At 74.0% G+C, this 25,889-nt stretch carries 17 protein-coding genes and 1 tRNA gene; 15 read left to right on the forward strand and 3 right to left on the reverse strand.

The genetic code is table 11. The features are described from left to right. Positions 1–329: 329 nt before the first annotated feature. A complete protein-coding gene (locus K7396_RS22810; RefSeq protein ID WP_086720643.1) occupies positions 330–1,763 on the forward strand; it encodes an NAD-dependent malic enzyme in 1,434 nt (477 codons plus the stop codon). 302 nt (positions 1,764–2,065) lie between these two features. After that, entirely contained in the window at positions 2,066–2,347 is a 282-nt protein-coding gene (locus tag K7396_RS22815) for an HU family DNA-binding protein (protein WP_006605312.1), read from the forward strand. A 606-nt stretch (positions 2,348–2,953) separates the two neighbouring features. On the opposite strand, the gene murA is transcribed toward K7396_RS22815, so the two are convergent. Continuing rightward, the gene (gene murA / locus K7396_RS22820) at positions 2,954–4,300 is read right to left on the reverse strand and encodes a UDP-N-acetylglucosamine 1-carboxyvinyltransferase (RefSeq protein WP_018091261.1); all 1,347 of its coding nucleotides are present in this window, start codon (positions 4,298–4,300) and stop codon (positions 2,954–2,956) included. 295 nt (positions 4,301–4,595) lie between these two features. Here murA and K7396_RS22825 point away from each other — a divergent pair, with 295 nt between their 5' ends. From K7396_RS22825 to K7396_RS22865, 9 genes are all read left to right on the forward strand, one after another. Next, complete coding sequence (locus tag K7396_RS22825) at positions 4,596–5,267, forward strand: YqgE/AlgH family protein (protein ID WP_086721963.1); 672 nt, start codon at positions 4,596–4,598, stop codon at positions 5,265–5,267. A gap of 175 nt (positions 5,268–5,442) precedes the next feature. Next, positions 5,443–6,123, forward strand: a complete 681-nt coding sequence (locus K7396_RS22830; RefSeq protein ID WP_086721964.1) for a hypothetical protein — start codon at positions 5,443–5,445, stop codon at positions 6,121–6,123. Between the two features lie 123 nt (positions 6,124–6,246). Further along, positions 6,247–6,540: a DUF3039 domain-containing protein gene (locus K7396_RS22835; RefSeq protein ID WP_078568732.1), complete on the forward strand. Its 294-nt coding sequence runs from the start codon at positions 6,247–6,249 to the stop codon at positions 6,538–6,540. 263 nt (positions 6,541–6,803) lie between these two features. Next, positions 6,804–8,459 carry a beta-N-acetylhexosaminidase gene (locus K7396_RS22840; RefSeq protein ID WP_152105170.1) on the forward strand — a complete coding sequence of 552 codons (1,656 nt, stop codon included), beginning with the start codon at positions 6,804–6,806 and terminating at the stop codon, positions 8,457–8,459. Positions 8,460–8,793: 334 nt separating this feature from the next. Further along, on the forward strand, positions 8,794–9,690 hold the full coding sequence (locus K7396_RS22845) for an FAD binding domain-containing protein (protein WP_086721921.1): 897 nt from the start codon (positions 8,794–8,796) through the stop codon (positions 9,688–9,690). 100 nt (positions 9,691–9,790) lie between these two features. After that, positions 9,791–12,112: a 2Fe-2S iron-sulfur cluster-binding protein gene (locus tag K7396_RS22850; protein ID WP_086721922.1), complete on the forward strand. Its 2,322-nt coding sequence runs from the start codon at positions 9,791–9,793 to the stop codon at positions 12,110–12,112. Between the two features lie 73 nt (positions 12,113–12,185). Continuing rightward, positions 12,186–14,516, forward strand: coding sequence for a xanthine dehydrogenase family protein molybdopterin-binding subunit (locus K7396_RS22855; RefSeq protein WP_086721923.1), 2,331 nt, complete (start codon positions 12,186–12,188; stop codon positions 14,514–14,516). A 545-nt stretch (positions 14,517–15,061) separates the two neighbouring features. Further along, positions 15,062–17,146, forward strand: coding sequence for a P-loop NTPase family protein (locus K7396_RS22860; RefSeq protein ID WP_152105169.1), 2,085 nt, complete (start codon positions 15,062–15,064; stop codon positions 17,144–17,146). After that, on the forward strand, positions 17,137–18,672 hold the full coding sequence (locus K7396_RS22865) for an ABC transporter substrate-binding protein (protein ID WP_223660171.1): 1,536 nt from the start codon (positions 17,137–17,139) through the stop codon (positions 18,670–18,672). Before K7396_RS22860 ends, K7396_RS22865 begins: the two co-directional genes overlap by 10 nt. Before the next feature lie 44 nt (positions 18,673–18,716). Here the strand turns inward: K7396_RS22865 and K7396_RS22870 are convergent. Both K7396_RS22870 and K7396_RS22875 read right to left on the reverse strand, forming a co-directional pair. Continuing rightward, a tRNA-Cys gene (locus K7396_RS22870) sits at positions 18,717–18,788 on the reverse strand. A gap of 157 nt (positions 18,789–18,945) precedes the next feature. Then, on the reverse strand, positions 18,946–19,809 hold the full coding sequence (locus K7396_RS22875) for an alpha/beta fold hydrolase (RefSeq protein WP_086720579.1): 864 nt from the start codon (positions 19,807–19,809) through the stop codon (positions 18,946–18,948). 171 nt (positions 19,810–19,980) lie between these two features. On the opposite strand from K7396_RS22875, the gene K7396_RS22880 reads away from it, so the two are divergent. From K7396_RS22880 to K7396_RS22895, 4 genes are all read left to right on the forward strand, one after another. Beyond that, positions 19,981–21,531 carry an MFS transporter gene (locus K7396_RS22880; protein ID WP_152105168.1) on the forward strand — a complete coding sequence of 517 codons (1,551 nt, stop codon included), beginning with the start codon at positions 19,981–19,983 and terminating at the stop codon, positions 21,529–21,531. A gap of 635 nt (positions 21,532–22,166) precedes the next feature. Continuing rightward, on the forward strand, positions 22,167–23,963 hold the full coding sequence (locus K7396_RS22885) for a DEAD/DEAH box helicase (RefSeq protein ID WP_086715649.1): 1,797 nt from the start codon (positions 22,167–22,169) through the stop codon (positions 23,961–23,963). Positions 23,964–24,348: 385 nt separating this feature from the next. Next, positions 24,349–24,990: an IclR family transcriptional regulator gene (locus K7396_RS22890; RefSeq protein ID WP_086715648.1), complete on the forward strand. Its 642-nt coding sequence runs from the start codon at positions 24,349–24,351 to the stop codon at positions 24,988–24,990. A 98-nt stretch (positions 24,991–25,088) separates the two neighbouring features. Next, positions 25,089–25,868 (forward strand): S16 family serine protease, encoded by a 780-nt coding sequence (locus K7396_RS22895; protein WP_086715645.1) that lies wholly within the window; start codon positions 25,089–25,091, stop codon positions 25,866–25,868. Positions 25,869–25,889 lie beyond the last annotated feature (21 nt).

Here is a 25,889-nt window from a genome sequence, read left to right on the forward strand (position 1 = left end):
TGTTAGCCTGGGTGACGGCACCGGCTCGATCCAAGCCCCCGGGCCCAACCATCGTCGCTACGAGCGACCACTTGCCGCGAGGCGAGCATGGCGGGCCGGTGTCTTTGCTCTGAGAGGCCCACGTCACCCCGTGACGTGGGCCTCTTTGCGCGACCCCTCAACTCTCGTATGGTGGAATATATTTTCCGAAGTTGCACTGGATGGTGAACACAACGTTCGCAATCCGCCGCGGCTACCGCGTACTCAGGGGTAGGTGCGACGATCGGACAGCACAACGCTGTGACCCGCAGCGAAACACAGCGACACGGTGAAAGCAGAGGAAGTCGGCCATGGCAACGGCGCCCAGCGTCTCCTACTCGATGACGGTCCGGCTGGAGGTGCCCGCGAGCGGAACCGCGGTCTCCCAGCTCACCACGGCCGTCGAGTCCCACGGAGGCTCGGTCACCGGCCTCGACGTGACCGCGTCCGGCCACGAGAAGCTCCGGATCGACGTCACCATCGCGGCGACCTCCACCGCGCACGCCGACGAGATCGTCTCCCAGCTGCGCACCATCGACGGCGTCTCGCTGGGCAAGGTCTCCGACCGTACGTTCCTGATGCACCTCGGCGGCAAGATCGAGATGTCGTCGAAGCACCCCATCCGCAACCGCGACGACCTCTCGATGATCTACACCCCCGGTGTCGCCCGCGTCTGCCAGGCCATCGCCGACAACCCCGAGGACGCCCGCCGGCTGACCATCAAGCGCAACAGCGTCGCGGTCGTCACCGACGGCTCCGCCGTCCTCGGCCTCGGCAACATCGGCCCCAAGGCCGCCCTGCCCGTCATGGAGGGCAAGGCGGCCCTCTTCAAGCGCTTCGCCGGCATCGACGCCTGGCCGCTGTGCCTGGACACCCAGGACACCGACGCCATCGTGGAGATCGTCAAGGCCATCGCCCCCGGCTTCGCGGGCATCAACCTGGAGGACATCTCCGCCCCCCGCTGCTTCGAGATCGAGGCGCGGCTGCGCGAGGCCCTGGACATCCCCGTCTTCCACGACGACCAGCACGGCACCGCCATCGTGGTGCTCGCCGCGCTCACCAACGCGCTGCGCGTCGTCGGCAAGAAGATCGAGGACGTCCGGGTCGTGATGTCCGGCGCCGGCGCGGCCGGCACCGCCATCCTCAAGCTGCTGCTCGCCGCCGGCGTCCAGCACGCCGTCGTCGCCGACATCCACGGCGTCGTCCACGCCGGCCGCACGGACCTGGTCGACGCCGACCCGGACTCGCCGCTGCGCTGGATCGCCGACAACACCAACCCCGAGGGCGTCACCGGCACCCTCAAGGAGGCCGTGGTCGGCGCGGACGTCTTCATCGGCGTCTCCGCCCCCAACGTCCTGGACGGCGACGACGTCTCGAAGATGGCCGAGGGCGCGATCGTGTTCGCCCTCGCCAACCCCGACCCGGAGGTCGACCCGGCCGTCGCCCGGCAGACCGCCGCCGTCGTGGCCACCGGCCGCTCCGACTTCCCGAACCAGATCAACAACGTCCTGGTGTTCCCCGGAGTCTTCCGCGGCCTGCTGGACGCCCACTCCCGTACGGTGAACACCGAGATGATGCTGGCCGCGGCCGGCGCCCTCGCGGACGTCGTCCTGGAGGACGAGGTCAACCCGAACTACATCATCCCCAGCGTCTTCAACGAGAAGGTCGCGGGCGCGGTCGCCGGAGCCGTCCGGGAGGCGGCCAAGAGCGGCGACGCGGCTGTGACGGCCACCACGGCGGTCTGAGTACGGCGCGTCGCTGGACACGCCGTCGTTGGGGCCCCCATAGGGTGGCGGGAAGCGACCGCCGCCCTGTGGGGCCGGCCCGGAGCGGGAATGACACGGAGCGTCACCACGACGAGGCAGTGGCGCTTTTCGTGTGACCCTCCTGGGTGCCGGATTGGCTTTACCGCCGCAGGTGGGGGCAGGATGCGTAATCGGGCGCGAGGGTCTGGCACCAGACCCGGGTCCGGGGACTGTCCGAGGGCCCTGGCAGCATCGGCTTCGATCTCACGCCTCATTGGCAAGAAGAACACGGGAGTACAAACATGAACCGCAGTGAGCTGGTGGCCGCTCTGGCCGATCGTGCCGAGGTGACCCGCAAGGACGCCGACGCCGTTCTGGCCGCCCTCGCCGAGGTGACCGGCGAGGTCGTCGCCAAGGGCGACGAGAAGGTCACCATCCCCGGCTTCCTGACCTTCGAGCGCACCCACCGTGCCGCTCGCACCGCGCGCAACCCGCAGACCGGCGACCCGATCCAGATCCCGGCCGGCTACAGCGTGAAGGTCTCCGCGGGCTCCAAGCTCAAGGAAGCCGCCAAGGGTAAGTAACACCCCTGAGCACGGCATAAAAGGCGGTCATCCCTTCCAGGGGTGGCCGCCTTTTCGTGTCCCCCGGGGCGCGGGGCGGGTGGAGGACGCGGGCTGGAAAGGGCTGTCCGGGGCCGCCCGGGGGGCTCTACGCGCCGGGAGGGGGCGGGGCGGCCGGAACGGGAGGCCGCGGCGTCCACGGCGGGCAGAGGGGCCGCCAGGGGCGTGCGGGGGCGGGTGGCGCGGTGGGGGTGGTGCGCGCGGTGCGGGCGGCGACGCGAGGTGCGGCGGCCGGCCGTCACCCTGGCGGTGACGTCCCGGCCCGGCAGGGCCGCCGTACGGGTGACGTCGCAGGACACCCGGGGGAGAGGGGCGGGCGGGGCGCGGCTGAGGCCGTGAGCAACCCACCAGGGCGAACGCGCCTGCCCCGCGACGGAGTTGCCGGACCGGTCGGGCTCCTCGGTCGCGAGGGCCACTCGCGGCACCGGCCCTCTCGGTACCGGGCCGCCTTCTCCCCGCACGGCAAGGGGGGCGGCAGAAAGCCGCCCCCCACCGCTCAGTTGGCGCTCGGCGGGGCATGAGCCGGTGCCCCGCCGGGGCACGCGGCCGACCGCCCGGCCGGGGTGCTCAGTTGGGCAGTGCCCCGTTCGGCAGCTCGACGTCGGCGCCGAGTTCCACGAGCTTCTCCATGAAGTTCTCGTAGCCGCGGTTGATCAGGTCGATGCCGTGCACCCGGGAGGTGCCCTGCGCCGCCAGCGCCGCGATCAGGTACGAGAAGCCGCCGCGCAGGTCGGGGATGACCAGGTCGGAGCCCTGCAGCTTGGTCGGGCCCGAGACGACCGCGGAGTGCAGGAAGTTGCGCTGACCGAAGCGGCAGGCGGAGCCGCCCAGGCACTCGCGGTAGAGCTGGATGTGCGCGCCCATCTGGTTGAGCGCGGAGGTGAAGCCGAGGCGGGACTCGTAGACCGTCTCGTGCACGATCGACAGGCCCGACGCCTGGGTCAGCGCGACGACCAGCGGCTGCTGCCAGTCGGTCTGGAAACCGGGGTGGACGTCGGTCTCCAGGGCGATGGCGTTGAGCAGGCCGCCCGGGTGCCAGAAGCGGATGCCCTCGTCCTCGATCTCGAAGGCGCCGCCGACCTTGCGGAAGGTGTTGAGGAAGGTCATCATCGACCGCTGCTGCGCGCCGCGGACGTAGATGTTGCCCTCGGTGGCCAGCGCCGCGGACGCCCAGGAGGCCGCCTCCAGGCGGTCCGGGAGGGCGCGGTGGGTGTAGCCGTCGAGCTTGTCGACACCGGTGATCCGGATGGTCCGGTCGGTGTCCATGGAGATGATCGCGCCCATCTTCTGCAGCACGCAGATGAGGTCCTCGATCTCCGGCTCCACGGCGGCGTTCGACAGCTCGGTGACGCCCTCGGCCAGGACGGCCGTCAGCAGCACCTGCTCGGTCGAGCCGACCGACGGGTACGGCAGCCGGATCTTGGTGCCGCGCAGCCGCTGCGGCGCCTCCAGGTACTGCCCGTCGGCGCGCTTCTCGATCGTCGCGCCGAACTGGCGCAGCACGTCGAAGTGGAAGTCGACCGGCCGGCCGCCGATGTCGCAGCCGCCGAGGCCGGGGATGAAGGCGTGGCCGAGGCGGTGCAGCAGCGGGCCGCAGAACAGGATCGGGATCCGTGAGGAGCCCGCGTGCGCATCGATGTCGGCGACGTTGGCGCTCTCCACGTGGGAGGGGTCGAGGACCAGTTCGCCCGGCTCGTCGCCGGGGCGCACCGTGACGCCGTGCAGCTGCAGCAGCCCGCGCACCACGCGTACGTCACGGATATCGGGCACGTTGCGCAGTCGGCTGGGGCCGCTGCCGAGGAGGGCGGCGACCATGGCCTTGGGCACAAGGTTCTTCGCGCCGCGAACCCGGATCTCGCCCTCGAGCGGGGTGCCGCCGTGGACAAGCAGTACGTCGTCAGTAGAGACGGTCATGGATCTCGCGTTCCTGGAGACGGGCAGGGCCAAGCTGAAATGGTAAGGGCGGGCGGGGGTGAGTCCGTAGGCCCGTGCACGGTCTGAGCATGTAATGGCTTTGCCACAACACGCTCCGCTACGATCCGCCTTTGATCTGTAATCGACCTTTGGCTGGAATTGCCGGGTAATGTCTTGAATGGCCTATTCGGTGCCGGCGATGTGCGCCGGTGCTGCCGCCGTACGCCTGCCCTGCTCTGGGGCGGGTACGGGCGTTGACTCCCCGCTCCGGGCAGAAGTGCGGGATCATGTGGCCATGACCGAGGTGTCCTCGCTCACAGGGCGGCTTCTTGTCGCGACGCCCGCGCTCGCCGATCCGAATTTCGACCGCGCGGTGGTGCTGCTCCTCGACCACGACGAGGAGGGCTCCCTCGGCGTGGTCCTCAACCGCCCCACGCCGGTCGGTGTCGCGGACATCCTCGCGCCCTGGGCCGCACTGGCCGGCGAGCCGGGCGTGGTCTTCCAGGGCGGCCCGGTCTCGCTGGACTCGGCGCTCGGGGTGGCCGTGGTGCCCGGCGGGCTGTCCGGCGAGGGCGGCATCCCGTCGGTGGACAGCGGCGCCCTGGCGGGCGGCGAGGGCGCGGAGCCGGCCGGCGCACCGGCCGCGGACCGGGCGGGCGTGCAGTCGGGTGACGAGCCGCTGGGCTGGCGCAGGGTGCACGGCGCCATCGGCCTGGTCGATCTGGAGGCCCCTCCGGAACTCCTCGCGGCGGTCCTCGGCAGTCTGCGGATCTTCGCCGGGTACGCGGGCTGGGGGCCGGGCCAGCTGGAGGACGAACTGGTCGAGGGCGCCTGGTACGTCGTCGAGTCCGAGCCGGGTGATGTCTCCTCGCCCGACCCGGAGCAGCTGTGGCGCGCGGTGCTGCGCCGGCAGCGCAACGAGCTGGCTATGGTGGCGACGTACCCGGACGACCCGTCGCTGAACTGACCGCCGCCGGGCGGCGGACGGCGGTTCCGCGGTGGCCCGGATTTTGTTGACGACTTGATTATTGTGACGGCCTCGTCATGGGGAATTGTCGGACCCCGTCGCTAGGGTGCGAGACGACAGGGGACGGTGCGCGGTCACGTCGGCGGGACCGCGCTGGACGAGCGGGGGAGTCGCCATGCACAGGCCGAGCGTGCCCGAGGACCTGGACCACCCGGAGCGCCTGTGGGCGCGCGCCGCGACGCTGGCGGTGGTGGCGGCGGCCGTGGACGACTGGGACGAATTCTCCTGGGGCGGCCAGGGCTTGCAGTGCTGGAACGACGGCGGAAGCTACTGGTGGCGGCTGAAAATGTTCGAGGACGGCCGGGCCCTGCTCTGCGGCCAGGACTCCGACGGCAGCCATACGCACAGCGGCGGCCGCCAGATCGACTTCCTGGCCGGCGGCCCCGCGTGGCTGCCCTGGGAGCGGCTGCGCGAGGACGCCGAAGGCAATCTCTTCGGGTTCGTCTACTGGTGGCAGGACGGCGCCTGGGCCCGCGCCCCGTACCCCGAGAAGTTGCCGGACGACGGCCTGGAGATGTCCATGAGCTGGGTCGCCCCCGGCGACGACGCGGCCCGGCACATCGCCGAGGTTCTCGTGGCGCGCACGGAGACGGAGGTCGACGCCCTGGCGGCGGTCCGCGCCTTCCTGGCCGCCGCGGAGGCCCGCACGGTCGCCGCCCAGGACATCACCGCCCTGCTGGACACGGTCCGCGGCCAGGACTGCTGGTACGAGGTCCGGCCGGCCGCCGCGCTGGCCTTCGCCGCGCGGCTGGGCCTGACGGCCGGCTCCCGGGGCGGGGTGGCCGTGGCGTCCTAGGAGGGCCGGCGCCGTCCGCGCGCGCCCGCGTGCCGCCGGGGTGGCGGAGGGTGGGGCGCGCGCTCCCTCGGGCGGCGGACCGACGCTCCCGGGTTGCTCCGGGCGTGAGTACCCTTGGCTGTTATGAGCACTGTTGAGCCCGAGCGCGGGGCAGGTACGGGGACCCTCGTAGAGCCGACGCCGCAGGTGTCGCACGGCGACGGCGACCACGAGCGCTTCGCCCACTACGTCCAGAAGGACAAGATCATGGCGAGCGCGCTCGACGGCACCCCCGTCGTGGCGCTGTGCGGCAAGGTCTGGGTCCCGGGTCGCGACCCGAAGAAGTACCCGGTCTGCCCCATGTGCAAGGAGATCTTCGAGTCCATGGGCGCCGGTGGCGACAAGGACAAGGGCGGCAAGGACGGCGGCAAGAAGTAGCCGACCGCCGCGGCACCCGGCCGGCCACGGCCGGGTGCCCGCGCGTGTAAGGGGCCGGGCGCCGTCCCGCACCGGGCGAGCGCAACCGGCCCCGCACCCCTCCTCACCCCCCTCCTCACCCTCGCGCCCCCCGGCAACTGCCCCACGCGAGCGGCCCGACCGCTTCACCGGTACGCCGGACGGGACCGGCCGGGGCGCGGTCACGGCGGCCCGGACCGTGGCAGCATCGGCCGGGACGGCGGGCGCGGTGAAGGGCGGACGGCATGCCGGACACGGACAGCATCCCCTCGGCGCCCGGCGGCGGACTCGTTCCGCTGCCGCTGAGCGTCGACGGGCCCGGCCGCGGCACGGTCCGCCTCGGCCGGGACACCGCGCTGGCGGCAGCCCCCGGCACCGAGGACACCGCGCACTGGCTGCGCGCCACCCTCGGCGCGGCCTTCGGCCTGCCCCTGCCGCCCGGCCCCGGCGAGGCCGCGGACACCGTGGCGCTCGCCCTGGACCCCGTCCTCCCCGCGGAGGGCTACCGGCTGGCGGCGGATCCGCGGTGGGGCGTACGGATCACCGGCGGCGGCCCGGCCGGGGTCTTCTGGGGAGCGCAGACGCTGCGTCAGCTCCTCGGCCCGCACGCCTTCCGCCGGGCGCCGCTCGCACCCGGGCAGGCGGCCGTCCTGGCGCCGCAGACCATCGAGGACGGCCCCCGCTTCGCCTGGCGCGGCATGCTGCTGGACGTCGCCCGGCACTTCCTGCCCAAGGACGGGGTGCTGCGCTGCCTCGACCTGCTCGCCGCCCACAAGCTCAACGTCCTGCACCTCCACCTCACCGACGACCAGGGCTGGCGGATCGAGATCGAGCGCCACCCGAAGCTGACCGGCATCGGCGCCTGGCGGGAGCGCACCAAGACCGGTCACCGGGCCTCGCCCCTCTGGGACGAGCGCCCGCACGGCGGCTACTACACCCAGGACGACATCCGCGAGATCGTCGCCTACGCCGCCCGGCGGCACATCACCGTCGTCCCCGAGATCGACATCCCTGGGCACTCGCAGGCCGCCATCGCCGCGTACCCGGAACTCGGCAACGCCGACGTCATCGACACCACCGCCCTGAAGGTCTGGGACACCTGGGGCGTCAACCCCAACGTCCTGGCGCCCACCGACACCACCCTGCGCTTCTACGAGCAGGTGCTCGACGAGGTCCTCGCGCTCTTCCCCTCGCCGTTCGTGCACATCGGCGGCGACGAGTGCCCCAAGGACCAGTGGAAGGCGTCGGCCGCCGCCCAGGCGCGGATCGCCGAACTGTCGCTGGCCGGCGAGGACGAGCTGCAGAGCTGGTTCATCCGGCACTTCGACCGCTGGCTCGCCGACCGCGGCCGGCGGCTGATCGGCTGGGACGAGATCCTCGAAGGCGGCCTGGCCGAGGGCGCCGCCGTCTCCTCCTGGCGCGGCTACGCGGGCGGTGTCGCCGCGGCGAAATCCGGCCATGACGTCGTGATGTGCCCCGAGCAGCAGGTGTACTTGGACCACCGGCAGCACGCGTCCCCCGACGAGCCGGTGCCGATCGGCTTCGTACGGACCCTGGAGGACGTCTACCGCTTCGAGCCGGTGCCGCCGGAACTGACCGCCGACCAGGCCGCGCACATCCTGGGCACCCAGGCCAACGCCTGGACCGAGGTCATGGACAGTCAACAGCGCCTCGACTACCAGGTCTTTCCCCGGCTGGCCGCCTTCGCCGAGGTCGCCTGGTCGCGGCTGCCCGCGCCGGCCGACCGCGACTACCAGGACTTCACCCGGCGGATGACTGTCCACTACGCCCGGCTCGACGCCCTCGGCGTCGACTACCGCCCGCCCGGCGGCCCCCACCCCTGGCAGAAACGTCCCGGCGTGCTCGGACGCCCGATCGACGGGGCGCCCCCAAACGTGTGAGCCCCCGCCCAAGGAGGGCGCTCGTGCGGCCGGACCCTGGGACGGTGGTGCGGTACGGCGGTCGCCCCGCACCGAGGCACTGCCGTACCGGGCACCGCCGTACGGCTCGGTGTGCGCCGCGCCGGACGCCGTCGCCGGTGCGCCGCACCGCAGTTCCCGCACGGCCGGCGGCGGACGAAACCGGACCAGCACCCTGTTCGGGGACGGATCGCCGGTTCGCGGACCCTCGCGCCGGGGGCCCGGGAAGATGTGCCAGAGTTGCCACGTCCGGGCTGTGAGCACGTACCGTACGGCGGAGCGGAACTGCCGGGACACCGGGGAAGGGGCAGCTGGCTTGACCACGCACGCACCGCACGCGTCGCACACGGTGACGTTGCCGGCCTCGCTCGACGAGGCGGTGGCGGCGCTCACCGCCATGCCCGCCGCCGTCCCGGTCGCGGGCGGCACCGATCTCATGGCGGCGGTCAACGCCGGACTCCTCAGACCCGCGGCCCTGGTGGGCCTCGGCCGGATCAGCGAGATCCGCGGCTGGCAGTACCTCGACGGCCACGCGCTGCTCGGCGCCGGCCTCACCCTTGCCCGGATGGGGCGCCCCGACTTCGCGGCGCTGATCCCGGGGCTCGCCGCCGCCGCCCGCGCCGCCGGCCCGCCGCAGGTCCGCAACGCCGGCACCCTCGGCGGCAACATCGTGACCTCCGCGCCCACCGGCGACACCCTCCCGGTGCTCGCCGCCCTGGAGGCCACGGTGATCATCGCCGGCCCCGGGGGCGCACGGCGCGAGATCCCGGTCAGCCACCTCCTGGCCGGCCGCGAGATGCTGAGCCCCGGTGAACTCGTGGGCTTCGTAAGGGTGCCGCTGCTGCACGCCCCGCAGACCTTCCTCAAGGCCACCGCCCGCACCGGCCCCGGCCGGGCCACCGCCTCCGTCTCGCTCGTCCTGGACCCGGCCCGGCGTGGCGTGCGCTGCGCGGTGGGCGCCGTGGCCGCGATGCCGCTGCGCCCGCTGGAGGCCGAGCAGTGGGTGGCCTCCCTCATCGACTGGGACGGCGAACGCGGCCTGGTTCCCGAGGCGCTGACGGCTTTCGGCGACTATGTCGCGGCCGCCTGCATCCCGGACCCGGCACCGCCGGAGGACGGTTCGGAGCCGGCCGCCCTGCCGCCCGCCGCGCTCCACCTGCGCCGTACGGTGGCGGCCCTGGCCCGCCGCGCACTGGGAAGGGCACTGTCATGAGCCGGCGCCGTACGGGGCCCCGCCCGGCCCAGGACCAGGGGAACGTCATCAGGAGGTGCGCGCCTCGCGAATGCGGGGCCGAGCGAAGCGAGGGCTCGGCATGAGCGACGCAGACAACCGCCATCCGTACCAGCCGCACCCCGAACAGGGCTGGCAACCGCTGCCGCAGGGCGGCGAGTACGAGTCGGAGGCGACCGCCTTCGTGCAGCTCCCGGAGGGCTTCACCACCGGGGTCTACGGCGGCGGATCGCCCCGGTACGGCACCCCGGGCGCCGAGCCGCTCGCCGCGCCCGGCCACGGCTACACCCCGCCGTCCTCGTTCGCCCCGCACGACCCCGCGGACCCCGGCGCCGACCCGGCGTCCACCGGCCAGTGGACGATGCCCTTCGCTGACCCCTCGGCCGGGTACGCCGACCCGTCCGCCGGCTACCCGGCCCACGCGGAGTACGCGGCCCACCACGGCGCCGCCGAGGGCTACCACGGCGACGCCCCCGAGGCGGCCCGGTCGTGGCACGCCGACCCGGTGGACTGGCCGGTCGCGGGCAGCCCGGAGGCGGGCGGCCACGCCACCTGGACGGTCCCCGCGGCCGCCGACGACGGCCTGGAGGAGTCCGGCGAATACCTGCTGGGCGACGACGGGCTGACGGGGTATCCGGCACAAACCGGTGGTCACCCGGTCCACCCGGGCCATCACGACCCTTCCGACCGGACCGGCCACACGGGCCACCCCGGTCATTCCGAACACCCCGGGCACGCCGGTCACACGGGGGCCGGTGGCGCCGAGGGCTACCAGGGCGGCGGCTACCCGGGCGCGGGCGCGTACGACGGCGCCGGGCACACGCCCGGCCCCGGCGAGGCCGCCCACACCGGGCACTGGAACTTCACCGCCGGGACGGCCGCCGCGCACGGGGCCGGCACGGCCCCTGCCGCGCCGCAGGACGTCCCGCACGGCGGGGCGGCGCACGAGCCCTTCGGCGGCGCCTCCGACGACCCGTACGCGCACGAGCACGGCCTCCCGGAGCACGGCGCCGGGCCGGACGCCGAACTGCCCGGAGGCGGCGGCGCGTCGGGCGGCGACCCGTACGGGCCGGGCGCGGGTGCCCACGGCGGCGGGGCGACCGGGCACTGGTCGCTGCCGGCCGACGCGCTGGCCCAGTGGCCGCCCGCCCCGGAGCCGGCACCGCAGCAGCAGCCGCACGACGAGGCGGCGGCGCGGCAGCACGGGACGCCGCAGCCGCACGAGGCCACGGACCGGCCCGACGGAGCGGCCGACACCCCCGATGCGGGCGCCTGGGCGGTCCCGGGCGCCGAGGGCGAACGGCCCGGTGACTCCGGGGAGTTCGCGCTCAGCGACGCGACCGGACCCGCGCCGTCCGCCGCGCCGCACCCCGACGGCGGCCCGGACGCGCGGCCGGAGCACGGCGGGCACGACGACCGCACGGCCTCCGACGGACACACGGCCCCCGAGGGACGTACGGCCGCCGACGGCCTCGCGGACCCGATGGGCGCCGGGACGGGCGAGCGGGCCGACGAGGACGGCACCGGCAGCGGCAGCGCCGGTGACCTGCGGTCCGCCGACGGCGACGGCACCACCGGCGGCGGGATTCCCGTCCAGGGACCCGAGGGCGCTGTCGGCCCCGAGGGCGTCGCCGCCCACGAGGGCACGACGGGCCCCGAGGCCCCCGCGGAGTCCGCACCCGACGCCACGCCCGCCCCGTCCGCCGCCGCTCCGGCACCCGCCGCGAGCCCGGAAGACGACCCCCCCGCCGCGGACGACCCCGGCGCCGAGCCCTTCGACGAACACCCCGCCGCGTCCTACGTCCTGCGGGTGAACGGCATCGACCGGCCGGTCACCGACGCCTGGATCGGCGAGTCGCTGCTCTACGTGCTGCGCGAGCGGCTCGGGCTGGCCGGCGCCAAGGACGGCTGCTCGCAGGGCGAGTGCGGGGCCTGCTCGGTCCAGGTGGACGGGCGGCTCGTGGCGTCCTGCCTGGTGCCCGCGGCCACCACGGCGGGCAGCGAGGTGCGGACGGTCGAGGGCCTCGCGGAGAACGGGGTGCCCTCCGACGTGCAGCGCGCGCTGACCGCGTCCGGCGCGGTGCAGTGCGGCTTCTGCGTACCGGGGATGGCGATGACCGTCCACGACCTCCTGGAGGGCAACCACGCCCCCAGCGAGCTGGAGACCCGCAAGGCGCTGTGCGGCAACCTCTGCCGCTGCTCCGGCTACCGGGGCGTGCTGGACGCCGTCGGCGAGGTCGTCAAGGCACGCGCGGAGGCCGCGGAGGCCGCCTACGGCCCGGCCGACGACCCCGAGGGGGCGGCGCCGGCGGACACCGCCCGCATCCCGCACCAGGCGGGCCCCGCCGACCCCACGGGCCACACCCCGCACGACCAGGATCCGCACACGGGAGGCTCCGCATGAGCGAGCGCAGCGAGCGATTCGGGGAGCGGCGTGCGCTGAGCGAAGACGAGGCCGGGCGAAGCGAGGTTGCGGCATGAGTGGCACGTCCGACGGCGCGACCGCCGTCTCCGCGACGCCGGCGGCGGGCACCCCGGTCCCCGCCGAGGAGCCGGCGCACGGCCTGGGCGTGTCCCTGCCGTCCGCCGACGCACCGGCCAAGGCCGAGGGCACCTTCCCGTACGCCGCCGACCTGTGGGCCGAGGGGCTGCTGTGGGCCGCGGTGCTGCGCTCGCCGCACCCGCGGGCCCGCATCCTGTCGATCGACACCAAGCACGCCGAGGAGATGCCGGGCGTACGCGTCGTCGTCACGCACCAGGACGTCCCCGGCGACGCGGGGCACGGCCGGGGCACCGCCGACCGCCCGGTGTTCGCCAAGGACGAGGTCCGCCACCACGGCGAGCCGATCGCCGCGGTCGCCGCCGAACACCCCGACACGGCACGGCTGGCCGCCGCCGCCATCGCCGTCGAGTACGAGATCCAGGACCCGGTCACCGACCCCCAACTGGCCTTCGAAGCGGAGCCGTTGCATCCGGACGGCAACCTCATCCGGCACATCCCGCTCCGCTTCGGCGACCCCGATGTCGTCGGCGAGGTGATGGTCGAGGGGCTCTACCGGATCGGCCGCCAGGACCCGGCGCCCATCGGGGCCGAGGCCGGGCTCGCGGTGCCGCGCCCCGACGGCGGCGTGGAGATCTACACCGCCTCCACGGACCCGCACACCGACCGCGATCTCGCCGCCGCGTCCTTCGGGCTCGCACCGGACCAGGTCAAGGTCGTGGTGACCGGGGTGCCCGGCGCCACCGCCGACCGCGAGGACCCCGGCGTCCAGCTCCCGCTGGGCCTGCTGGCCCTGCGCACGGGCTGCCCCGTCAAGCTCGCCGCGACCCGCGAGGAGTCCTTCCTCGCGCACGCCCACCGCCACCCCACGCTGCTGCGCTACCGCCACCACGCGGACGCCGACGGCAGGCTGGTCAAGGTGGAGGCCCAGATCCTGATGGACGCCGGCGCCTACGCGGACACCTCCGCCGACGCGCTGGCCGCCGCGGTCTCCTTCTCCTGCGGCCCGTACGTCGTCCCGCACGCCGTCGTCGACGGCTGGGCGGTGCGCACCAACAACCCGCCGTCCGGCCACGTCCGCGGCGAGGGCGCGCTGCAGGTCTGCGCCGCCTACGAGGGCCAGATGGACAAGCTGGCCGCCCGGCTGGGCCTGGAGCCCGACGAGATCCGGCTGCGCAACGTCATGGCCACCGGTGACCTGCTGCCCACCGGGCAGACGGTGACCTGCCCGGCGCCGGTCGCCGAACTCCTGCACGCCGTCAAGGAAGCGCCGCTGCCCGAACTGCCCAAGGACGCCCCCGAAGCGGAGTGGCTGCTGCCGGGCGGCCCCGAGGGGGCGGGCGAACCGGGCGCGGTGCGCCGGGGCGTCGGCTACGCGCTGGGCATGGTGCACATGCTCGGCGCGGAGGGCACCGACGAGGTCTCCACCGCCACCGTCAAGGTCAGCGGCTCGGTCGCCACCGTCATCTGCGCCGCCGTCGAGACCGGGTCGGGGTTCTCCACCCTGGCGCGGCAGATCGTGCAGGAGACGCTCGGCGTCGACGAGGTGCACGTCGCGGGCGCCGACACCGACCAGCCGCCGGCCGGACCGGCCTGCCACGGCCGGCACACCTGGGTCTCCGGCGGCGCCGTCGAGCGCGCCGCCAAGATGGTCCGTACGCAGCTGCTGCAGCCGCTGGCCCACAAGTTCGGGATGTCCACCGAGCTGCTGCAGATCAACGACGGCAAGATCACCTCCTACGACGGGGTGCTCAGCACCACCGTCGCCGAGGCGCTCGACGGCAAGGAACTGTGGGCCACCGCCCAGTGCCGGCCGCATCCGACGGAACCGCTGGACGAGTACGGCCAGGGCGACGCGTTCGTCGGCCTCGCCTTCTGCGCGATCCGCTGCGTCGCCGACGTCGACATCGAACTCGGCACCATCCGGGTCGTGGAGATGGCCGTCGCCCAGGACGTGGGCCGGGTGCTCAACCCGCGCCAGCTGCGGGCCCGTATCGAGGCCGGTGTCACCCAGGGCCTGGGCGCGGCGCTGATGGAGAACCTGCGCACCACCCGTGGCCAGGTCCGCCACCCCGACCTGACCGGCTACAACCTGCCGACCGCCCTCGACGCCCCCGACATCCGCATCGTCAAGCTCGTCGAGGAACGGGACGTGATCGCCTCCTTCGGTGCCAAGCCCGCCAGCGCCGTCCCGGTCGTCACCTCACCCGCCGCCGTCGCCTCCGCCGTCCGCGCCGCCACCGGCCGCCCCATCGGCCGCCTCCCGATCCGCCCCCAGGCGGCGGTGGCGCAGGTGGTGCAGCAGTAGAGTCGCGGCCCTTACCCGGGTATTTCCCCGCCGCCCACCCCCCTTCGGGGGGTGGGCGGGTGTATGTGTGCCGGTTTCGGGTGGGGCGGGGCCGGGCGGGGCCGGGGCCTGAGAGGCAGCGGCCCGGAGCCGGCCGGGGGCCGAGAGCCGGTTCGGCGCGGCCGAGTCCGGCTGCCGGGTGCGGTCCGGCCGGGTCCTGGTACGCGGGCGCGGCGTGGGACGGCCGAACCCGCACGTGACGTGTTCGGCGTGGGCGAGCGTCCTGGGACCGGGCGGCAGGGGCGCGTTTCCGCGCCCGTCGCGGCGCGGTGCCCGCGCGGAAGCGGTCGCCGACCGGCATTTTCACGGTCCGTCACGGAAATTGTCAGTGGGGTCGCTTAGAGTGATTTCCGGTGTGCGGGACGGCGTCGAACGACCGGAGGGAAGCGGCCAGAGGAGTCCAAAGTGCTTGCGGCGCACCGGAATTGGAGGATCCTGGGGCGGCCGGAGTGAGCGCCGACCGGCCAGGGGGATCGCGGGGAACGCGAGGCCGAGGGGGAGAGCGGATGCCACGGGAGTGGGCGGGGGAGTCCGGGCGGGACCGGGCCGTGGAGCGGTACGTCCAGGAGCTGTTGGTGCGCAGGCCGCGCAGCCGGCCCGAGTCGCCCGCCACGCTGCTGCTGGGGCCGCGCGGCAGCGGAAAGACGACCGTGCTGCGGCATCTGGCGGACTGGGCCCGGCGGGCACCGGTGGCCCGTCTCGACCTGGCGGCGCTGGGGCAGGAGGGCCGCAAGCCGATCGATGTGCTGGCCGCTCTGGTCTTCCAGCTCAACGAGCGGAAGAAGGACTTCGCCCGGCTGCGGTTCCCGGCGTTCGGACTGTTGACGATCGCCGTCGCGGCACAGGTGGAGGCGGCCGACCGGGACGCCGCGGTACGGCGGATGGAGGAGGCACTGGTCGGCCCTCCGGGCAGCCGCTCGGAGGTGATCAATCAGCTCGCCGCCTACGCCGCGACGGTCCTCGGCGCCCCGACAGCGGTGACCGCCGCGCTGCCGCTGCTGCCGGAGTGGCGCCGTCACTGGGCGCGCCTGCGGGTGCGCTGGCAACTGGCGCGTATCCGGCGCCGCAGCCGGGGCGCCGGCTCCGTCGACGGGTTCCTGATCGACCTCAACCAGCGCTACGGGGACAGGGAGGAGGCAGAGCGGCAGCGGGCCGAGGCGGTGCTCTTCGACGCCTTCCTGGACGATCTGCGCCGCGCGTACGCCTCGCGCGGTGGTGATAAACGGCGGACGACACAGTGCCTGGTGCTGCTGGACAACGTCGACAGCCCGCTGGGCAACGACTTCCTCAAAGCGTTGTTGGACGCCCGGCGCAAGGCGGGGGCGCCCGACCCGCTGCTGGTGCTCGCCACCGCGGGCAGCTATCCGGCGGCGCTGGAGGGCTTCGCGTTCGGCGGACCGCGTCGGGCCGGTGCGCTGCCCGGCCGGTGGCCCGCGGAGGAGGAGAAGTTCGTTCCGGAGCGGGTCGTGAAGGGGCTGGTGGTGGGCCGGCTGCGCGATCTGGCGCGCCACGAGGTCGAGCAGCAGGCCGAAGAGGTCCTGCGGTCGGCCGGCCGCCGGGTGCCGTTGCCCGCTGCCGACAACGGTGTGCAATGGCTGGGCTGGGTGGTGCACGAACTCACCCGCGGCCATCCGGCGGGCACCGCGCAGCTGCTCCAGGCCCTGCTCGAATGCCCTGCGGAGACCGGTTGGGAGGCGCGGCTGCGGCAGGTCCTGCAGCCCTCCTCGGGCCTCGTCGACACCCTGCTGGAGCGGCTGTTGCCGATCGACGCGAGCGGTGAGCTGGCGCAGGCACTGACCCGTGCCGCGGCCGCCGTCGATCTGGCCCAGACGCAGGCGGGCCTGGCGCTGTGGGACGAGTCGAGCGCCCGGGTCCAGGAGGAGTTCAACGACTTCTGTACGGACGTGCTGCGCACCATGCACCTCGACAGCGGTGACGAGGCGGCCGACGGCCCTACGGAAACCCCTCATCCGCTGCTGCGCCTCCTGCTGCTCTGCCGGCTCGCCGCGGCCCCGGATCCCGCCATGGGGACGGGAAGGGACGCCGGGGCCCTCGACGGGGCGTCCGGCCTGCGCAGGTGGCGTGCCGTCCATGCCGCCCTGAGGGACCGGGCCGCAGCCTCGGGGGAGCAGTCCACCGCGGCCTATCACGCGCTGGCGGGTGGTGATCTCGCCGCGGCAGCCGCCCATCTGGACGACGCTTTCGACCGGCTCGCCCCCGAGGAGTGGTGTGCGGAGCTGTGCCGGCTGCGGCGCGCCCCGCTCCCCGAGGCGGACGGGGCCCTGGGCCAGCCGCTGTGGGAGCGCTACGAGCGGCTGGTGGACCATCTCGGCGACGGTGCGGTGGATCAACGGTTGCGGACCATCACCCGGCTGCTCGCGGCGGTCTGGATCAGTCCCGAGCCGCCGGACGACCCCCGGACGGACCGGGTCGGCGACCCGTATCGCGACCCGCTCGGCGATCCCGCCGCGGAGCTGTACGGCGAGATCCAGGCCCGCTTCCACACCCTCGCGGTGCACGCCGACAGCGTGCTCTGGACCTCGGCGCTGCTGCGGAAGGCGAAGCAGTACGGAAAGGAGCCGTGGCTGTGAGCACCCGGATCTTCGAACCGCCCCGGCCGCCGCGGCGCTGGGGCCTGTGGATCGCTTCGGCTCTGGTGGTGGCGGCGGTCGCGGTCGCCGCCGTGGTGCAGATCGTCGACCGGGCCGGCCGCTGCGGCGACGGCGTCCGCGAGGTGGCCGGCGGCGAGTGCGTGGGCGTCACGGACGGCGCGTACGCCTTCGGGAACATGCAGCAGCTGAGCGCCAGGATCCGCGACGAGAACCAGAAGGTCGCGACGTCCGGGCAGCGGTCGGTGGCCATCGCCTATGTCGAGGCCATGGCGGGCGGATCCGCCGACCGCGGGCCGGAGGCCACCCGGCAGGCCGTCAGCGGCGCCTATCTCGCCCAGCGCGCGCTGAACGCCGAGCGTGCGACCCTCCCCAAGGTCCGGCTGCTGCTCGCCAACACCGGCAGCGGCGACCGCCATTGGAAACAGGTCGTCGACCAGCTCATCGCGATGAAGGGCAAGGAGAACCTCGTCGCCGTGGCAGGCTTCGGACAGAGCAACGACCGGACGATGAGCGCCGTGAAGCGGCTGCGGGCCGCCGGGCTGCCGATGGTCGGCGCGACCGTGGCGGCCGACGGACTCAGTTCCCGCACGGCCGGGTTCTACCGGGTCTCCTTCCCCAACCGCGACCAGACCGCGGCCGCCGCCGGCTACCTCGAGCAGCAGCAGCGAAAGCACCCCGGCTACCGCGTCCAGGTGATCCGTGACGGCAACGAGAAGGACGACTACAACACTTCCCTCTACGAGGACTTCTCCGCGGCGGCCCGGCGGACGGGGCTGAAGGTGGACGACGAGGTCGTCCCGTTCCGCTCCGGGGAGGGCGAGGAGGCGACGGCGGGCAATGCGCTGTCCCTGGTCGCCGACAAGGTCTGCGGTGCCCCGAAGCCACCGGACGTGGTGTATTTCGCCGGCCGGGGACGTGAGCTGCGCCGGTTCATCGAGGCCGCGGGGGAGGGAGGCCGGCACTGTCCCACGACCGTGCTCTCCGGCTCCAGCGCGCTGGGCGTCTACTTCGACACCGGCGGCGACCGGCACCGCGCCGAGCTCGCCACCCTCGCCGAACGCTGGAAGCACAGCCGGCTGACCGTCTACTACACCGCCTTCACCCACCCCCGGATATCCGAGGAGGTCTACGGCGCCGCCGGGAACGGCCCGTTCGCGGACTTCGCGCGTGCCTACCGCGACGAGGTCGGCGGCCCGCCCGCCGCCCTCGCCAGCGGCCAGGCGATGCTCGGCCATGACGCCGTGTACACCATCGGCAAGGCGGCCCGGAGCGCCGTCGGCGTCTACGGCACCCGCCGGGTCACCGCCCGGATGGTCCTCGCCATGCTGGAGCAGACCAACGGCAGATCCCGGGTCCGTGGCATCAGCGGCTACATAGCCTTCGACCCGGACACGGGCGAGCCGGTGGACCGCCCCCTGGCGCTGGTGGAGCTGCGCCGCCCGACGGACGCGGGCGAGGCCGGGGACACCTACCGGTTCGTGGCCGCGCTGCACGCCGACGGGTGAGGCGCGCGGCACCGGCACGGCGCACCGGGACACGCGGTGCATCGAGGCCGTGGCGGGAATCGAACCCGCGTAACTCGCTTTGCAGGCGAGTCCCTGAACCACTCGGGCACACGGCCGTGTTGCTGTGCTGATCACGACTGTAGGCCGCGTGGCGGGGGGCCCGGCAAGGGTGCGGGGCGGGGTGCCATGGGGCTGTCATGCGGGGCAACGGGGGGCAACGCGGGGCAATGTGGTGTTCATGAAGGGGGGCTGCGGGCGCCGGTTCGGTGGGGCTCAGGCCGTGTGCAGGAAGTCCTCGATCGTCTGGCCGAAGAGTCCCGGGGCGTCCACCCAGGGGTAGTGGCCCACCTCGTGCAGGGTCCGTACCCGGGCGTCCGGGAAGGACTCGGCGACCAGCTCGCCCGCGCGCATGCCCGTCACCCCGTCCCGGTCGCCGGTCACCACCAGCACCGGGCAGGCCGCGTCGCGCAGGCTGGCCAGCAGGGCCAGCCGCAGGTGTTCGTCCACGCCCTGCCAGAAGCCGGCGCGCGGTACCGGCCCCAGCTGCTCGCCCTCCGTGGCGGCGTGCGCCTGCTGCGGCTCCTCCCACCGTCCGTAGGCGAGCGGTGCCGCGGCGAACAGCAGCTCCCGCACCTCGCTCAGGTCGGACGCCTCGGCCAGTTGCTGCACCGCCGCCGACGCCGTGGGCCACCACTCCTCGTGCGCCCGTGCGGCGAAGATCTCCTGTGCGTCGTCGGGGAGTTCGCCCTGCAGCCGGGAGCCGGGGCAGACCAGGACCAGGCGGGTCAGCCGCTGGGGGTACCCCGCCGCGTACGCCTGCGCGACCGCGGCCCCCGCGTCGTGGGCGAGCAGCGCGAACCGCTCCAGGCCCAGGTGCGCGCGGAGCGCCTCGACGTCCTCGGCGAGCTGGGGGAAGGCGTAGCGGGCGGGGTCGGCGGCGGCCGGGGAGTCGCCGGTGCCGCGGCTGTCCGGGAGGATCAGCTGCCGGTCCTCCGCCATCCCGCCGAGATCGCCCAGGTACGCGGCGTCCCGCCCGGGGCCGCCGGCCAGGCACACCAGGGGCGGCCGGGGCGAGTCGGCCGGGCCGAGTACGCGGTAGTGGAGCTCGGTGTCGTCGTAGGTGCGGAAGTGCGGCATACGGACAGCTTGCCCGAAACGCGGGGAGGGAGACGTGCGGGGAGGGGCGGGAGGAGAGGAGCCGGGGAGGTCCGGGGAGGTGAGGGGCCGGGGCGTCGTAGGACCGGAGGACGAGGCGATCCCCGTCCTCCGACAGGGGCGCCGGGCTCGTATGGCCCTTACGCTGGCCCGATGAGCGCTGACCGTCCCCGCGGCACCGACCCCCACACCGACCCGGTCCCCGCCATCGGGGCCACCGGGACCACCGGGCCCGCCGGGGCCGCCACCGCCTCCGCGGCGCCCGCCCCGCCTGCCGCCACCACCCGGGCCGCCCCGCCCGACGACCCCCGCCCCGCCGGCGGCATCCTCGGCCGGGAGTACCGGGCGCTCACCTTCGGGATCATTTCCGTGGTGTCGGTCGTCGCGTTCGAGGCGAGTGCGGTGAACACCGCGATGCCGGTTGCCGCCCGGGCCCTGGACGGCATCGGGCTGTACGCCTTCGGGTTCTCCGCGTACTTCACGGCGAGCCTGTTCGCGATGGCGCTGTCGGGGGAGTGGAGCGACCGGCACGGGCCGCTCGCGCCGCTGTTCGGCGGGATCGCCGCGTTCGGGGCGGGCCTGCTGGTCGCGGGCGGGGCGCAGAGCATGGGGATGTTCGTCGCGGGCCGCGGCGTGCAGGGCATCGGCGGCGGGCTTGTGGTGGTCGCGCTGTACGTGGTCGTCGGCCGGGCCTACCCGGAGCGGCTGCGGCCGTCGATCATGGCGTCGTTCTCGGCGGCCTGGGTGGTGCCGGTGATCGTCGGCCCGCTGGTCGCCGGAACCGTCACCGAACAGCTCGGCTGGCGCTGGGTCTTCCTCGCCATCCCCGTGCTGATACTCCTGCCGCTCGCGGTGATGCTGCCCGCGCTGCGCAAGCTGCCCGCTGCGCCGGGCCCGCGCGGCGGCGTGCGGCAGGTGCTGGGCAACCGGCGCTGCCTGCTCGCGCTGGCCGTCGCCGTGGGGGCCTGTCTGCTGCAGTACGCGGGGCAGCGGCCGGACTGGTGGGCGCTGCTGCCCGCGGCCGCCGGGCTGGCCCTGCTGGCGCCGGGCATCGTGCGGCTGCTGCCCCGCGGCACGTTCCGCGCCGGCCGCGGCCTGCCGAGCGTGGTGCTGATGCGCGGCCTGGCCGCGGGGGCGCTGGTCGCCGCCGAGAGCTTCATCCCGCTGATGCTGGTCACCCAGCGCGGACTGTCCCCGACCCTCGCCGGCCTCTCCCTCACCGGCGGCGGCCTGACCTGGGCGCTGGGCTCGTACGTGCAGAGCCGGCCGCGCCTGGAGCCGCACCGGGAGCGGCTGATGGGCCTGGGCATGGTGCTGCTGGCGGCGGCCATCGTGACGGTGCCGCTGGCGCTGCTCGACGGGGTGCCCGTCGCGATCGTGGCCGTGGCCTGGGCGGTCGGCGGGTTCGGGATGGGCCTGAACATCTCCAGCGGCGGCGTCCTGCTCCTGAAGCTCTCCCGCCCCGAGGAGGCGGGCACCAACTCCGCGTCCCTGCAGATGTCGGACGCGCTGGGAAACGTCACGTTCGTCGGCCTCAGCGGGGCCCTGTTCGTGGCCTTCGGCGGAGGCGCGATCGTCACCCACGCCCCCACCCTCACCGCCGCGCCCGGCCCGGCGAGCCACCCCGCGGCGTTCGTCGCCGTCTTCGCGACGATGACCTTCGTCGCACTCGCGGGGGCGGCCGTGACGAGGCGCCTCCGTTAGCGTTCCGCTGTGCTTTGCTGCCGGCCCACGTGGCTGGCTTTCCCGCCGTTGCTCCCCCACTGCCTTAAGGGCGTGGGAGGTACCCCCACGCGGCGGGCGGGGTCCGCTGCGCGGGGCTGTGGGTGCGGTGACGGACCTCCGGGGCCTGGTGTGTGGACTGCTTCGCTTTACGTCCACACACCAGGCCCCTCCGGCCCGTCCCCTCCCGTGGGTGAGTGAAGTGATCGTGGGTGGGGGCGGGCGTCGATCACAGCCAATTCCCTGCGCCGCAGCCATTTCCCTATGCCCACGGCCGTTTCCCCACGCCCACAACGCGCACCGGACCACCGAGGTCCACCCCCACCGGCCTTCTTTCCACCCCCCTCAACGGGAGGGGACGGGCCGGAGCGGGTGGGGTGCCGGACGTAAAGCGAAGCAGTCCGGCACCCCACCCGCGCAGGCCCGTCACCGCACCCCGACAGCCCCGCGCAGCGGACCCCGCCCGCCGCCAGGCGCCACGCCGGGCGCACCCGCGCAGCGGGGCGAAACACGGCGAGCCCCCAGCACGGCGGGAAAGCCGACACCGTGGGACCCCGGCCAAGCGCAGCGGATAGGCTGACGCGGTTGCCGATCGCCGACCCCAGCCGACGGAGACCGTGACTACCACCACCAGCGCCACCAATAACCACCACCTGTCCCCGGCTTTTCCGGGGCGGGCCCCTTGGGGTACCGCGAACAAGCTGCGTGCCTGGCAGCAGGCGGCCATGGACCGCTACATCCAGACGCAGCCCAGAGACTTCCTCGCCGTCGCGACGCCGGGCGCCGGCAAGACGACCTTCGCGCTCACGCTCGCCTCGTGGCTGCTGCACCATCACGTCGTGCAGCAGGTGACGGTCGTCGCGCCGACCGAGCACCTGAAGAAGCAGTGGGCGGAGGCGGCGGCCCGGATAGGGATCAAGCTCGACCCGGAGTACAGCGCCGGGCCGCTGGGCCGCGAGTACCACGGTGTCGCGGTCACCTACGCGGGTGTGGGCGTCCGGCCCATGCTGCACCGCAACCGCATCGAGCAGCGCAAGACGCTGGTGATCCTCGACGAGATCCACCACGCCGGCGACTCGAAGTCGTGGGGCGAGGCGTGTCTGGAGGCGTTCGAGCCCGCGACGCGCCGGCTGGCGCTGACCGGTACGCCCTTCCGCTCCGACACCAACCCGATCCCGTTCGTGACCTACGAGGAGGGCAACGACGGCATCCGGCGCTCCTCGGCCGACTACACCTACGGCTACGGCAACGCGCTGGGCGACGGCGTGGTCCGGCCGGTCATCTTCCTCTCGTACAGCGGCAACATGCGCTGGCGGACGAAGGCGGGCGACGAGATCGCGGCCCGGCTAGGCGAGCCGATGACCAAGGACGCGGTGTCGCAGGCGTGGCGTACCGCGTTGGATCCGCGCGGCGAGTGGATGCCGAACGTGCTGCGCGCCGCCGACCAGCGGCTGAGCGAGGTCCGCAAGTCCATCCCGGACGCCGGGGCGCTGGTGATCGCCTCAGACCAGGAGCAGGCGCGGGCGTACGCCAAGCTGATCCGGGAGATCACCGGGGAGGGCGCCACGCTGGTGCTGTCCGACGACTCCGGGGCCTCGCAGCGCATCGACGACTTCGCGCACTCCCAGGACCGCTGGATGGTCGCGGTCCGGATGGTGTCCGAGGGGGTCGACGTGCCGCGGCTGGCGGTCGGGGTGTACGCCACCACGATCTCGACGCCGCTGTTCTTCGCCCAGGCCGTGGGGCGTTTCGTGCGTTCCCGTAAGCGCGGCGAGACCGCCTCGGTGTTCCTGCCCACCGTCCCGATGCTGCTCGGCTTCGCCAACGAGATGGAGGTCGAGCGCGACCACGTCCTGGACAAGCCGAAGAAGGACGGGGAGGAGGACCCGTACGCCGAATCCGAGAAGGAGATGGAGGAGGCGAACAAGGAGCAGGACGAGGACACCGGCGAGCAGGAGCAGTTCTCGTTCGAGGCGCTGGAGTCGGAGGCGGTCTTCGACCGGGTGCTCTACGACGGTGCCGAGTTCGGGATGCAGGCCCACGCGGGCAGCGAGGAGGAGCAGGACTACCTCGGCATCCCCGGGCTGCTGGAGCCGGACCAGGTGCAGATGCTGCTGCAGAAGCGGCAGGCCCGGCAGATCGCGCACAGCAAGAAGCGGCCGGACGAGGAGGCCGACCTGCTGGAGCTGCCGGCCGAGCGGCGCCCGGTGGTCACGCACAAGGAGCTGCTGGAGCTCAGGAAACAGCTGAACACGCTGGTGGGGGCGTATGTCCACCAGAGCGGGAAGCCGCACGGCGTGATCCACACCGAGCTGCGGCGGGTGTGCGGCGGGCCGCCGAGCGCGGAGGCCACCGCCGGGCAGCTGAACGAGCGGATCAAGAAGGTACGGGAGTGGGCCACGCGGATGCGGTGAGCCGCCCGTGGCCCGTGGGGGCGGTGCGCCGGTGGGACGGCGCGCCGCCCCCGCTGTCGTTCCCGGTGCGCGGACCCCGTCGTCGTCCGGCCGCGGGCCCGGCGCCCTCGCCCAAATCGCCCGCACCATCCTGTAGCCCTACCTGAAACACAACGGGACCTTCTGGACGGACCTACGGGGATATTCCGGGCGGGGGAGCCCGGATTCTGGACGGACTCTTCCGCTCACCGGACCGGCTCGCTACTGTCCCGGTCACGCACACGCCCCGTGGCAGCGCCGCCGCGGAGCGCAGCCGGTTGCCATGCGGCCGGCGGCCTCTAGCGCGCGCTGCTCCGGGACCCGCAGCGCGTCGCGTCCGAGGGCCGCCACTCACCCAGGAGGCGTCGTGACCGCAGAGACCTCCCAGACACTCGACAGAGGGCTGCGTGTCCTCAAACTGCTCGCGGACACCGACCACGGGCTGACCGTCACCGAGCTGTCCCACAAGCTCGGCGTCAACCGCACCGTGGTCTACCGCCTGCTGGCCACACTGGAGCAGCACGCCCTGGTGCGCCGCGACATAGGCGGCCGGGCCCGGGTCGGGCTGGGCGTGCTGCGCCTGGGCCGCCAGGTCCATCCGCTGGTCAGGGAGGCCGCACTGCCCGCGCTGCGCTCGCTCGCCGAGGACGTGGGGGCCACCGCGCACCTCACCCTCGTCGACGGCACGGAAGCGCTGGCCGTCGCCGTGGTGGAGCCGACCTGGACCGACTACCACGTGGCCTACCGGGCCGGGTTCCGTCACCCGCTGGACCGGGGGGCGGCCGGCCGGGCGATCCTCAAGGCCCGGCAGGGGCGCCTCCAGGACGCCGGACTCGCCCTGACGCACGGGGAGTTGGAGGCCGGTGCGAGCGGCGCGGCGGCGCCGCTGCTCGGGGTGAGCGGCATCGAGGGGAGCGTGGGCGTGGTGATGCTCACGGACAGCGTCTCCGAGCGGATCGGACCGCGGGTGGTCGACGCGGCCCGGGAGGTGTCGGAAGCGCTGCGCTGAGGCCCCGGGGGCCACGGGGTGTGAAGGGGCGGTGGCCGTGTGGTGAGGCGGCAGCGCCGTGCGGCCCTGGTGGGGCGGGGGTCAATTAGGCTGGCTGAGTGTCCTCACGCACCCGTGCCCTGGCGGTCTGCTCCGCCCTCGTCCTGGCCCTCGTTCTCACGGCGCTCCTCGCCCCGCTGCCGTTCGCTGTCGCCTATCCGGGCATGACGGCGAACGTCCTCGGCGACGACAAGGGCAAACCGGTGATCACCATCACCGGCGCCGGGACCCGCAAGACGAGCGGGCAGCTGCGGATGACCTCGATCGTCGCCACCGGCCCGGACGCCTCCGTCCACCTGCCGGACCTCATCGAGGGCTGGTTCCGCACGGACGAGGCCGTGATGCCGCGCGAGGCCGTCTACCCGGTGGGCAACAACACCGAGGAGATCGCCGAGCACAACGCGAAGCAGATGGCCCAGTCCCAGGACACCGCCACCAGCGCCGCGCTCGGGCAGCTCGGCAGGTCCACCAAGGACATCAAGGTCAAGCTGAGCCTCGCGGACGTCGGCGGCCCGAGCGCCGGCCTGATGTTCGCCCTGGGCATCGTCGACAAGCTGGACGGCGACGGCGCGGGCCACGACCTGACCGGCGGGCGCACCGTCGCCGGCACGGGGACCATCACCGCGGACGGCAAGGTCGGCGCGGTGGGCGGGGTCCCGCTGAAGACGCAGGCCGCGCACCGCGACGGCGCCTCGGTCTTCCTGGTCCCGCGCAAGGAGTGCACCGACGCGCGGGCGGAGCTGCCGAAGGGGATGCGGCTGGTCCCGGTCACGACGCTCGACAGCGCGGTGGACGCGCTGAAGGCGCTGCGGACCGGGGGGCCGGTTCCGCACTGCTGAATCCGTACGGCCGACTGCTGC

The organism is Streptomyces angustmyceticus (genome assembly GCF_019933235.1).
GTDB classification, from domain to species: domain Bacteria; phylum Actinomycetota; class Actinomycetes; order Streptomycetales; family Streptomycetaceae; genus Streptomyces; species Streptomyces angustmyceticus.

Excerpts from the sequence above, each read along its gene's own strand:
- K7396_RS22825 (WP_086721963.1), top strand. The coding sequence starts at position 4,596 with ATGACCGAGGTGTCCTCGCTCACAGGGCGGCTTCTTGTCGCGACGCCC.
- K7396_RS22815 (WP_006605312.1), top strand. The coding sequence starts at position 2,066 with ATGAACCGCAGTGAGCTGGTGGCCGCTCTGGCCGATCGTGCCGAGGTG.
- K7396_RS22850 (WP_086721922.1), top strand. The coding sequence starts at position 9,791 with ATGAGCGACGCAGACAACCGCCATCCGTACCAGCCGCACCCCGAACAG.
- K7396_RS22880 (WP_152105168.1), top strand. The coding sequence starts at position 19,981 with ATGAGCGCTGACCGTCCCCGCGGCACCGACCCCCACACCGACCCGGTC.
- K7396_RS22830 (WP_086721964.1), top strand. The coding sequence starts at position 5,443 with ATGCACAGGCCGAGCGTGCCCGAGGACCTGGACCACCCGGAGCGCCTG.
- K7396_RS22875 (WP_086720579.1), bottom strand. The coding sequence starts at position 19,809 with ATGCCGCACTTCCGCACCTACGACGACACCGAGCTCCACTACCGCGTA.
- K7396_RS22810 (WP_086720643.1), top strand. The coding sequence starts at position 330 with ATGGCAACGGCGCCCAGCGTCTCCTACTCGATGACGGTCCGGCTGGAG.
- K7396_RS22855 (WP_086721923.1), top strand. The coding sequence starts at position 12,186 with ATGAGTGGCACGTCCGACGGCGCGACCGCCGTCTCCGCGACGCCGGCG.
- murA (WP_018091261.1), bottom strand. The coding sequence starts at position 4,300 with ATGACCGTCTCTACTGACGACGTACTGCTTGTCCACGGCGGCACCCCG.
- K7396_RS22860 (WP_152105169.1), top strand. The coding sequence starts at position 15,062 with ATGCCACGGGAGTGGGCGGGGGAGTCCGGGCGGGACCGGGCCGTGGAG.
- K7396_RS22840 (WP_152105170.1), top strand. The coding sequence starts at position 6,804 with ATGCCGGACACGGACAGCATCCCCTCGGCGCCCGGCGGCGGACTCGTT.
- K7396_RS22835 (WP_078568732.1), top strand. The coding sequence starts at position 6,247 with ATGAGCACTGTTGAGCCCGAGCGCGGGGCAGGTACGGGGACCCTCGTA.